Source organism: Flammeovirga aprica JL-4, assembly GCF_012844305.1.
GTDB classification, from domain to species: domain Bacteria; phylum Bacteroidota; class Bacteroidia; order Cytophagales; family Flammeovirgaceae; genus Flammeovirga; species Flammeovirga aprica.
The window spans coordinates 134,635-145,886 of the sequence record NZ_JABANE010000006.1 but is presented as its reverse complement, the minus strand read 5'-3'; the positions used below and the strand labels follow the sequence as shown (position 1 = coordinate 145,886).

Sequence of the window (11,252 nt, the reverse complement as noted above, 5' to 3'; positions counted from 1 at the left end):
ATGAAGATTTTATTAAATTTAAATTATCGCTGACTTACTTTTTGTCTAATTTAATGTCGGTGAGTAGTTACGATTTTTCATTTTCATTACATAAATTAGATAAATAAGCAGGTATAATCATCCTCTGTTGTTAGAACTATTCAAGCGAAAAAATTCTATCGTCAAATTGTGATAAAACTTAGAGAGTTTCATCCCCAAACATCAAAGTAAGTATTGTTATACCCTATTAATATGTCTTAGTTGTTCAGTTTTGGATTTTTAAATTTGTAGAGCAATTGCCTTTTCAAAGATATAAAACTTTTGATTATAAATTTACAACATACCCTCTCCATTGATGTTAACAAACCCCGAAATCTTAGACTTCTAAGTACAAATCGTTCTTCTATTCTTAAAGAAATATTTGGCCTCTAAGGGTCTCCTGACGTTTTACAGCTTTCAAGCATAAATCTCACTATTACGTAAGACTTGAAGTTGTGGAAGAAAACGTAAATCACTTATAATAAATTTCGTATTTCAAGACAATTTTAAGCTTTGTTATGCGGCTGATTTTGCTGTTAAGATTTAAAAACAAACCACCGTCAAATGCCTTAAACTTTAGCTAATTTCAACTCGTAACATTAAATACACTAAATGATTTTAATAATCTATTCTAATGAAAAAAGGTAGTTTAATGTTATTAGCCGCGTTGTTATTTACAACGTTGAGCTTTGCACAATCTTTTGTACCTGCACTTTCAGTAAATGGTATGGTACAATCAAAAGAAACTTATGTAATCAAAAATGACGGTTCAAAAGTCACGGGAAAAATTACAGCCGCGTCCCTCACCAACAACATTTTAAAATCCGTTTCTATCAAGACTGCTGATGGAACTAAATTAAAATTTAAAGCTGCTGATATAAAGCAACTTGCTGTTAGGCCTAAAGAAGTTTTCAAATTCGAACAATCAATGACTGCTGGATCTATTAAGGAGTTAGCAGGTAGAAACTTTGAAGATGTAGTAGATCAAGAGTATGTTTATTTTGAACAAGCTTTACTTCCCGGCAAGAAGAACAAATTTGTACTGATGCAACTTTTAAACCCGGGATTCGATCATGTTGTAAAAGTTTATAAGGATCCGAATGCTAAGCAAACAGGTGGCTTGGGAGTTGGTGGTGTTAAACTTACAGGTGGTATTGACAAGTCATACCTGGTTACCGATACTGGTTCGAATAGAGCCGTTTTAATCGAAAAGAAAAAATACAAAAAGGAGGGACAGAAAGTGATTTTCACGAAATGTACTGATGTTTTTGGTAAATATTACGCCGGAGATAAATTCCAATGGAAGGATTTCGCTGAACATGTCTACGTATATGATCAACTCTGCGATCAATAATTTTGATATATCTTCAATCAAAACCGACTTCTTTTTTACTAAAGGGGTCGGTTTTATTTTATTGTAAGTACTAAGGCAAAAAACTCTCTTAATTCCACTATTGAAAAAGGACTCAAAATATCATTTATTATTACCGCATATATCTCCTTCTATTGTATATTTACGCCTCACTAAATCTAACATTTTTTGTAGTTCTTGATAAAACTATTTCTTCAATATAATTATCATCAATACTACATCAAACTAACATCAAAAAGCAAACATGAACATTTCTTTTAGAACATTAGGGAAAAAAATACTAGAAATAATTACTACAAAATTTTTAATTTTTGGTATCCTATTAGGTCCAATCGCGCTTTATAATTCTTGCGAAAAAGATAAGGAATTCGAGAATGAATTTGAGCTGTCAATACTCCATGAATTAGATGATCAGTTTGGATATAGCTTCAGATATTCATTTGATGAGGAAAAAGAGAATGTCGTTTCTATTGTTCTAGTGGGTGATTCTACATTAACAGAGATTCCTGAGCAGATTTTTAATTTTCATAAACTTGAAAAGCTTTATATCAGTAATAACGCCATCAAAAACATCCCTTACGCTATTACTAATTTCAAAAACTTAAAGGTACTTCACATTGACAATAATCAGCTGAAAGAGATTCCAGATTACCTGGCACTTTGCGATAAAATTGAAAGTTTATATGTGAATGACAATCCTATTGACAAGCTTCCTCAAGAATTAAAAACACTGCCTTTAAAGAAAATTTGTTTGGAAAACACCAACATTGCTGAATATCCGACTGTATTGAATTATTTTAATTCACTTCAGTTGCTATCCTTAAACTATCAGGGACAAAAAGATATTAGTGACTTCTCTGAACTTCAGCAACTCCACTTGTATAATTATCAAGGTAAAATCCTTCCTGATAATATTTTCAAGCTTAAAAAGTTAAAGGTACTAAGCATTGATAATTGTCCTCACCTTGAAACATTGCCAAATACTGTAGGTGAACTCGCATCTCTTGAGCAGTTACTCATCACCAAATGCACCAACCTGAAAAGTCTTCCTGAACGTACGGCAAAGCTAAAGTTGGGTCTATTAAAGCTAGACCAATGTCATCGCTTATCTAACATTCCAGATAATATGAAGGTGGGGAAAATTGAAGCAAATCATGTGAATTGGACTAGTATTCCTGCAGGCATTTTCAATAGCAATGTTATCAATTTAAAAATCACACATCATCAGATCAGAGATATTTCAGGAATCGAAGCAATGTATACTTTAAAATACTTGACCTTATCGAATGGCCTCATAGAAAGTATTCCTGATGAAATAGGGCAGTTAAAAGATTTAGAGTATGTAAACTTTGATCACAATCAAATTATCATCAAGAATATAGCACTTTACAACTGTCTAAAACTAGAAGATGAAAGTATTCACTTAGAAGGAAACCCATATGAAGACTATCCTAAAACATACCTTACTTTAGGCGACGACATTGAGTTTTACAATGAGAGGAAAGCTATTGAAAACCTTTATATAAAATATGGTCCAAAGACTCAAATAGCAATAGATTTTGAAAACCATCATGTTTATGGAGTAACTTTTCATTCTGATACAATCAGTAAAGTACCTGAAGAGTTGAAGGCATTCAAAAATATGAAGGACCTCGCATTCATGGAGGGAAATATTGAAGAAATACCTTCGTTTGTAGCCGGTTTTAAAGAGTTGTCTTCAATGTCTTTCTATAAGAATCCTCTCAAAAGAATTCCTGATTTCATATCAGGCCTCAAAAAGTTAAGCGATCTTGATTTATCCTATACTTCTGTAAGAACGTTGCCCAATTCAATGAAGGACTTACCGATTAAAAAAATTACACTTATAGGTTCCAATATCAATCACTTTCCAAAAGTTCTCTATTTCTATAAATCATTAGAGTACTTGAGTATTGGCTACCTAAAAAAACTACCCGCTGATGTAGGCTCATCTTTTAGGGAACTTCAATGGCTAGAAGCAAAACTCGGGAGCTATGAAAACATTCATAAGATCAAAAGTCTATTCGACTTACACCTGAAGGAATGCACTCCGAGAACTTTTCCTGATAATATAAAAGAGTTGCAAAAACTTGAAGAACTTGCTTTTATTTCTTGTAAAAGACTTACTGAACTTCCGCATTCCACATGGAAATTAAAAAACCTGCAAAACCTTCTGCTGATCGGCTGTGAAAGTTTAAAAGGACTTCCCGAATCATTGGTCGGTTTAAAACGATTGCAAGAAATTCGAATAACAAAGGGGTATAATTTCAACTATTTTCCTTCCCGTATGACATTGTCTCACCTTTCATTAGAAGGTGTAAGGTGGAAAAGAATTCCTGAATCAATTTTACGCAGCAGCGTTTCAAAATTAGAAATCACCAACCATCAGATTGAATCCCTTTCTGGGTTAGAAAGAATGAGAAATCTCGAATATTGTAATCTTAGCCATGGAAAAGTTTTCAACATAGATGAAAAAATTAAACGTTTAAAAACGCTTAAATATCTGGATCTATCTCACAATAACCTTGTCTTCTTGCCTCAGGAATTATTCAGTCTTCCTCAACTGCGTGAACTAGATGTTAGTTACAATAGAATTCAAAGTGAAGACCTGCGTGGAAAAATGATTTCTCTAAACTATGATGATATAATGAATATAAAGTATAAAGGTGGTAAAAACTTTGAGCATATCGCTGAATATTAAGTTTTAGCACAAAAATGACTTTCCTTCTATACCAAAAGAGGTGATAAAGCCGTCCATATTTCAATTGAATAGGTCGATTTTATCACCTCAATCTATTTTACACGAACTTAAAAGTCAAAAGTGACAGGTAATCTCATTCTCTGCTTTATAGGCTTACCTTTTAATTGTGCCGCTTCCCAATCAGGCAACAATGCCATTACTCTAAGTACTTCTTCATTGATGGATTCTGACACTCCTTTTACGATCTTTAAATTTGAAACTTTGCCGGTCTGCAAAACAACAAACTGTACATGAACCTTACCTCTTTCTCCATTCGCTTTTGCTTCTTGAGGATATCGAATTGCTTTACCCAAATGCTTGTATAGCTGTTCATTGCCTCCAGGATAAGTAGCCGATACATTTGACTTAGTATAAGAGAACTGATTTTGATGCTTGTCCCAACTCACACCCTTCTTCAGTTTTCCATTTTTATAGGTTTCTTCAAAGTATTTTTTCCCGGAAGAAATGTATTTGCCTTCCCAAAACTGATCTCTCTGCTTGTTTTTCACCTTACCTTCTACGGTGATTAATGCTTTGCCGTAAGTCAGTCCCAAGTTATCTGATTTATTCGTTATATATTTTATATATCCATTACCTCCTTTTAAAGTTTGCTTTCCGAGTTCATCCCAGCCGTTCAATAGTAGTATTTCCTTATTTTTTATCTCATATTCCAAATTGGCTTGTCCATTCTCATGATATAACTTCCAAACACCTATCTGTAAACGCTGACGGTACTCTCCTTCTAACTTCTTATTTCCATTTTTAAAATAAGTCACAAAAGCACCTTCTTTGGGCGCTTTGAAATTTGGCTTGCTAGTGTTATAAATGACATACACTTCTCCACTCAAAAAGTGAATGGTATGCTGAAAACCGTCCTTTACCTTCTTTCCTTTTTTTGAAATTATAAAATAGTCTGCCTCCTGTTCTGGTTTAGCCTCTTTCAATTCACTGTCCAAAAAAATCTTAGTTTGAGCAAATGACAAAATGGTATAAAATGTCAAAAGCAATGTCAACCACCCTTGTTTCATAATTAATGATTTTAATAGTTAGATAAGTATTCTATCAATTAAGGTAGGTTTACAAGCATACTTCACCAAATTTTATGACATACAAATTTCATTACTCCCTTTAGATTTATGGTATTTGTACCGCTTGAGTAAGTAATGAAGAGTCAATATTTTTTGATATTAAAAAAAGGATCAAGTTTTGGCTTGATCCCTTTCAAATAAAAATTGGATGATATTATATTTTCCCTAGTTCACATTACTACAATTTACTAATGTGAATGCCTTGCGAGCACCAACATGCATAGGCTCATATGAGTTTCCATTATAAGACCTATAAAAGATAATTTTCTTGACACCACACACACCCTTTGCATCTATTAAATAGATAAACGTTACTAGATATTTACCTACAACAATACCCGTTAATTCATTTCTTTCAATAACCCAACGGTCACTCCCAATCTTAAGGTCGACAACTTTATAATTATACCCTTCTTTATCAAACAGAGCACGCATTTTAGCCTCTAATGCTGCATCTTTTATCCCTTCATAGTAATCATTCCAGTTATTTCCAACATTTTTAGTTTTCAATACACCTCCAATGTATGTGGCAATATCTTTATTAAACAACTTAGTACCTTTACATCTATTGTAAAATTTCTCATATTGTTGCCAAGTAAATTTATGATACTTTTCTACTGCTTTAAATAAATTCAAATCAGCATGTCTTACTGAAGAGAAGGCCAGCTTTTCTCCATCAGAATTTTCTATCTTCGCTCCTTTTTCTTTTAAATACAATAAAACAGCATAGTGCTCTTCATCGTTGGAACTATATCCTACATAATCAAATGCTGTCCCCTCTTCAAAATTTAAGGCTACTCCATTTTCTACTAACAATTTTATCACATCAAGTTTTAATGCTTCAGTTGCCTGTTTTACAGTAAAAGTATCAACCTTCGGATCTAAACCTCTCTCAAAAGTTTTGTTTATCTCTTCCATATAGTTCTTAGCATGCAATGCCTTTTTGAAGAGTTCTTCTTTATTCTCCTGAAAATAATATTTGGATCTAATGTCGCTCCACTTTTCAGCTTGTTCTTTATATAAAGTACAATCTACACCACAGTCTGCTTCTTCCAACTTCTTAATTTTATCAAACATCCACGTCCCTGAAGAAACTTTATCCACTAACCCTTTATCAAAGTACTCCTGATTTTCTTTATTTTCCTCGATAATTCCATTAACCCATTTTTCGCACTGTAATTCATGTAAATACACTTGAATAATACTATCAAGCTCAACATATCTTTTTTCATACTTGTCAAGATCATCACACTCATTCTTCCTGCAATTTTTTAAGTGATAGTTATAATTATACAACTTACTTTTATAACCTTCCCATTCGCGGTTTGCCATAAGTTCCATGATTTTCGCCTCAGTATTTTCCATACCATTAATCGCTCTATCACATAAAACATTATCACTTTTTGAACTTGAGGAAGAGGAAGAAGATTTTGATGCTGTTGAAGACGATGAGCTTGTGCTTTTCTTCGTTCCAGAACTTTTACTACCGCCAGTATTCAAGGTAGAATCAACAGTTTTCTTTACTTGATTGACTTCATTCTTTGCTTTCTTTACCTCATTCTGTGCCTGTTTCACTTCCTTGGGGAGTTTAGGAAGTTTAAATTGTGCGTGAGATACGTTTGAAAAAGTAAAAATTAAGCATGATAAAAAGAATGAAAAAATAATAGTTTTCATTGTTATAATTAGTTTACGTTAAAATGCCATTAGAAATGGGCCGCACTTTTGATAAATTAGTTTTATAGGACCAAAAAGTTTGCTTTACTTTTAATACAAAACACCAACTGTTTTTTTATTTAATTTCTAGTCTGCTAAATAATTAGTTCAAGTTTGGAACCACTAATAATGTTGAAATTATATTTAAATAACCGTACTCATTATTGATAAATAATGATGGTTTTTGTTTCCGGTCTCAAAATTAATTTGACTGTATTACGAAACAAACAAAATCGATACAATACATTGTTAATCTAAGAATAAGCCTATATTTTATTCAAATTAGGCTATTAAATTCTTCTCTAATTACGAATAACAATCAGATTAAAGCGAACTGTTCACTATTGACGTTTGTTTTATAGGTATAAGTACTTTGAATAAAGAAATGGAACAATAATTACGTGCACCATGACTTCAGTCATGGGCAGGTGATACTGACTCCACCAACACTAAAGTACTGCTTACGTTATCAATCTTCAAGACTTTAGTCTTGATTAGATTATTGTATCACCTGCCCATAGTTTTAACTATGGTGCACGGAACACTCGTTTACTTTTGTCCTAGAACTTATACAATACAAAAGCTGTTTTAACGTTCTCAATACACACCCTAAAAAAGTGTAAAAAACCATGTAAGTTTTTTTTTGTATATTTGAAACTCAAATATCGAAGGCTTCGGTCTTCACAATTGAAATATGGCAAAAATTAAATATTATTACGATACGGAAACCTGTCGTTATGAGCGCATTAGAACATCTCCCTTTGATATGTTTATCAATATCATGGGGTTGTTGTTTGCTTGCTCTTTATTCGGCTTTTTCTTTTCGGCTATATATATAAAATATTTCCCTTCGGCAAAGGAAGCTCGTTTGCAGAAGGAAAATGCAGATTTACTCTATTCACACAAACTGCTTCAGAAAGAAGTAGATGACGTAAAAAATGTTTTAGTTTCTCTTCAAGACCGAGACGATAAAATCTATCGTGTAATTTTTGAAGCTGAGCCTATTCCAAATGAAATCCGTCATGCAGGTACTGGTGGTAGCCAAAAATATCAAGACCTTTTAGATAAGAAGTTATCTAGAGAGGATATGATTTTGGGGACACTTTCAAAAATTGATAACCTGAAACGACAAATGTATATTCAGACAAAGTCTTACGATGAAATTGTTGACTTGGCACTGAATAAATCAGAAATGCTGGCGGCAATTCCTGCTATTCAGCCTGTAGACAACAAAGATTTAAAGAGATTGGCTTCAGGTTTTGGTATGAGAATCCACCCCATTCTGAAAGTGAAGAAAATGCATGCTGGTATTGACTTCTCCGCTCCAAAAGGCACAGCAATTTATGCTACTGGAGATGGTAAAGTGATCAAAGCAAGAAAATCAAACCGTGGTTATGGATGGGAAATTGAAGTGGACCATGGTTTTGGATATATTACTAAATATGCTCACATGTCTAAGTTCTATGTGAAGAAAGGACAGAAAGTGAACAGAGGTCAAAAAATCGGTGAAGTAGGTAGTACAGGTTCTTCAACTGCTCCTCACTTACACTATGAAGTGATCCATAAGAAAAGAAAGGTCAACCCTATCCGCTACTTCTCTAAAGATGTTACAGCAGATCAATATGCTACATTATTAGAAAAAGCATCGGTTGAAAACCAATCATTAGGATACTAGATTACACACATCATAATAGTGATCCCCATATACTTTTTATTCTGTATATGGGGATTTTTTTATGTCAAATCGGAAGAATTCATACATTTTAGCCCTAAAAACGAAAAAAAATTTTAAAAATATTAATTAACTAAATTTCCGTTTATATATTGCAGCACACATAACTTCCATTCCTCATTGTAGAGGAAACCTATTTTTTATAACACATACGTAACTCATATAACACATTTTAGACATGATTATAGGCGTTCCAAAGGAAATTAAGAACAATGAAAACCGTGTTGCTTTAACTCCAGGTGGAGCTAAAGAGCTTATCAAAAGAGGACACACCGTTTATGTTCAATCTACAGCAGGTATTGGCAGTGGATTTTCTGATGAAGAATATGCAGCTGCAGGTGCTCAATTGCTTCCTACTATCGAGGAAACTTATGCAATTGCTGAAATGATTATGAAAGTAAAAGAGCCAATTGAAGCAGAATACTCTCTAATCAAAAAAGATCAACTATTATTCACGTATTTCCACTTTGCTTCTTATGAGCCGTTGACACGTGCTATGATTGAGCAAAAGCCTGTTTGTTTGGCTTACGAAACAGTGGAAAGAGCGGACAGAAGCTTACCTTTATTGATTCCAATGTCAGAGGTTGCTGGTAGAATGGCAACTCAGGAAGGTGCTAAATACCTTGAAAAACCAATGGGTGGCAGAGGTATTTTACTTGGTGGCGTTCCAGGTGTGAAACCAGCTAAAGTTATTGTAATCGGTGGTGGTATCGTGGGTACTCAAGCTACTAAGATTGCTGCAGGTATGGGTGCTGATGTTACTATTATGGACATTGACCTTTACCGTTTACGTCAGTTGGACGACATCATGCCAGCAAACGTGAAAACTATGGTTTCTTCTGAGCACAATATCCGTGAAGAAATCAAAGATGCTGATATGGTAGTAGGTGCGGTATTGATTCCAGGTGCAAAAGCTCCTCACTTGATCACAAAAGACATGTTAAGCTCAATGAGAGACGGTGCAGTACTTGTTGACGTTGCAGTTGATCAAGGTGGATGTTTTGAAACTACAAAACCAACAACTCACGCTGAGCCAGTATTTGAAGTAGATGGCGTAATGCATTATTGCGTAGCGAACATGCCAGGTGCAGTTCCTTATACTTCTACACTTGCATTGACAAATGCTACACTTCCTTATGCTATTCAATTGGCTGATAAAGGATGGGAAGCGGCTTGCCGTGATAACGAAGAGTTAAAGAAAGGTTTGAACATCATTGGTGGCGATGTAGTGTACAAAGCTGTTGCTGATGCATTCGGTCTTGAATATAAAAACGTTGAGGACTTTCTTTTAGCGAAAGCTTAAGACAGTACAGTACCAACAAACAAAAAGGTCATGATTTTATTTCAAATCATGACCTTTTTTATTTTGTTTCTTCCATTTCTGCCAGGAAGAAGAACTATAGAATTGTCCGTAAGTTTCTTTAGGCAATATTTCTTCAATAGGCACTCCTACTACATCTGATACTTTGATGGTCTCGTCTAGCATACCTTTATAGTTCTCTTCTGAATAATAAGCATCTACTAATAAAAGACGTGCATCTGTAACAAAGTTTTCTGACTTAATGACTTTTTTCAACACCTTCTTGGCTTTGGCTGATTTGTTCCAGGCAAGCAGAATTTCCGCTTCGCGCAATGACAAATAATCATCTCCTCCAACTAATTGAGACAGTTCATCTAACATCACTTTAGCCATCTCATAATTATCCAGTGAGCCATAAATATCCATCAATACCAAGCGTATACTTTTATCATCAGGATATTGTTGTAAATAAGCATTTTTAAGGGTTTCCATTTCTGAAATATTCCCCTGAAATGCATGAGCTTGTATTAATGCTAGTTGTGTATTTTTCTGTTTTTGGAAAAAAGGTGAAAGGGAATCATAAGCTGAGATTGTACTTCCATACAGACCATCTTGATTGTAACCAAAAAGGTCAATTACTTTTAATAATGAATTTCGATAGGATGCATTCTGTACCAAGTCGGGATCATCCTTGGCTAATATTGCCGCTATAATATCCGAGAAATAACCTCCTCCAGAATAAAAATAAATATCTACAATATTCCACTGGTTCTGATGATTTTTGACTAACAACATTTCGTTGTAATCCAGCCAGCCATCTCCTTTCAAATCTCTGTAAAGCAAGTTCACATTACCTTCTGTGTCTTCTAATACCTTCACAAAAGATAACTCACCATCTGTACCAATTTGTTCTACGAGCAATTCTCCCAACCTTAAATCCTGTTTGAATAACTCAGAATAATCTTTCCAATCAGTAGACCTTCTATGCAAACTTTTGAATACTCTTTGAGTGAAAACCTCATAATTGATCCATTGATCCACAATACTTCCATCTCTATGATAGATCGCACTGTCGATTGTAATGGCCAATTCCAACTCTGATTTAAGAGACTGCCCATTGGCATAAACTCCTAACAAAGTAATAGAAAAAAATAAGAGGTATTTTCTAAAAATATTGTGCATTCAACTTTTGATACTAATGTTATGTATAAAGTAAAGGTAAAAAGTAAGGTGAGAATATACTATATAAGTATAAAAAAAAGAGGTCTTCA

7 protein-coding genes are annotated in these 11,252 nt (G+C 33.9%); 4 read left to right on the top strand and 3 right to left on the bottom strand.

The window, feature by feature from the left end; translation table 11 throughout:
* The first annotated feature begins 652 nt into the window (after positions 1-652).
* Positions 653-1,372, top strand: coding sequence for a hypothetical protein (locus tag HHU12_RS03585; RefSeq protein ID WP_169655071.1), 720 nt, complete (start codon positions 653-655; stop codon positions 1,370-1,372).
* 262 nt (positions 1,373-1,634) lie between these two features.
* Complete coding sequence (locus HHU12_RS03580) at positions 1,635-4,109, top strand: leucine-rich repeat domain-containing protein (RefSeq protein WP_169655069.1); 2,475 nt, start codon at positions 1,635-1,637, stop codon at positions 4,107-4,109.
* Positions 4,110-4,216: 107 nt separating this feature from the next.
* Here HHU12_RS03580 and HHU12_RS03575 read toward each other — a convergent pair whose 3' ends face one another.
* Positions 4,217-5,176, bottom strand: a complete 960-nt coding sequence (locus HHU12_RS03575; protein ID WP_169655067.1) for an energy transducer TonB — start codon at positions 5,174-5,176, stop codon at positions 4,217-4,219.
* Positions 5,177-5,401: 225 nt separating this feature from the next.
* Complete coding sequence (locus HHU12_RS03570; protein WP_169655065.1) at positions 5,402-6,910, bottom strand: hypothetical protein; 1,509 nt, start codon at positions 6,908-6,910, stop codon at positions 5,402-5,404.
* A 733-nt stretch (positions 6,911-7,643) separates the two neighbouring features.
* On the opposite strand from HHU12_RS03570, the gene HHU12_RS03565 reads away from it, so the two are divergent.
* Positions 7,644-8,624, top strand: a complete 981-nt coding sequence (locus HHU12_RS03565) for a M23 family metallopeptidase (RefSeq protein ID WP_169655063.1) — start codon at positions 7,644-7,646, stop codon at positions 8,622-8,624.
* Positions 8,625-8,859: 235 nt separating this feature from the next.
* The gene (ald, locus tag HHU12_RS03560) at positions 8,860-9,984 is read left to right on the top strand and encodes an alanine dehydrogenase (RefSeq protein WP_169655061.1); all 1,125 of its coding nucleotides are present in this window, start codon (positions 8,860-8,862) and stop codon (positions 9,982-9,984) included.
* A gap of 36 nt (positions 9,985-10,020) precedes the next feature.
* On the opposite strand, the gene HHU12_RS03555 is transcribed toward ald, so the two are convergent.
* A complete protein-coding gene (locus HHU12_RS03555; protein ID WP_169655059.1) occupies positions 10,021-11,163 on the bottom strand; it encodes a tetratricopeptide repeat protein in 1,143 nt (380 codons plus the stop codon).
* Between the last annotated feature and the right edge of the window lie 89 nt (positions 11,164-11,252).

Bases quoted from the DNA above. Each gene is read 5' to 3' on its own strand.
- HHU12_RS03565 (WP_169655063.1), top strand. From the start codon at position 7,644: ATGGCAAAAATTAAATATTATTACGATACGGAAACCTGTCGTTATGAG.
- ald (WP_169655061.1), top strand. From the start codon at position 8,860: ATGATTATAGGCGTTCCAAAGGAAATTAAGAACAATGAAAACCGTGTT.
- HHU12_RS03585 (WP_169655071.1), top strand. From the start codon at position 653: ATGAAAAAAGGTAGTTTAATGTTATTAGCCGCGTTGTTATTTACAACG.
- HHU12_RS03580 (WP_169655069.1), top strand. From the start codon at position 1,635: ATGAACATTTCTTTTAGAACATTAGGGAAAAAAATACTAGAAATAATT.
- HHU12_RS03575 (WP_169655067.1), bottom strand. From the start codon at position 5,176: ATGAAACAAGGGTGGTTGACATTGCTTTTGACATTTTATACCATTTTG.
- HHU12_RS03570 (WP_169655065.1), bottom strand. From the start codon at position 6,910: ATGAAAACTATTATTTTTTCATTCTTTTTATCATGCTTAATTTTTACT.
- HHU12_RS03555 (WP_169655059.1), bottom strand. From the start codon at position 11,163: ATGCACAATATTTTTAGAAAATACCTCTTATTTTTTTCTATTACTTTG.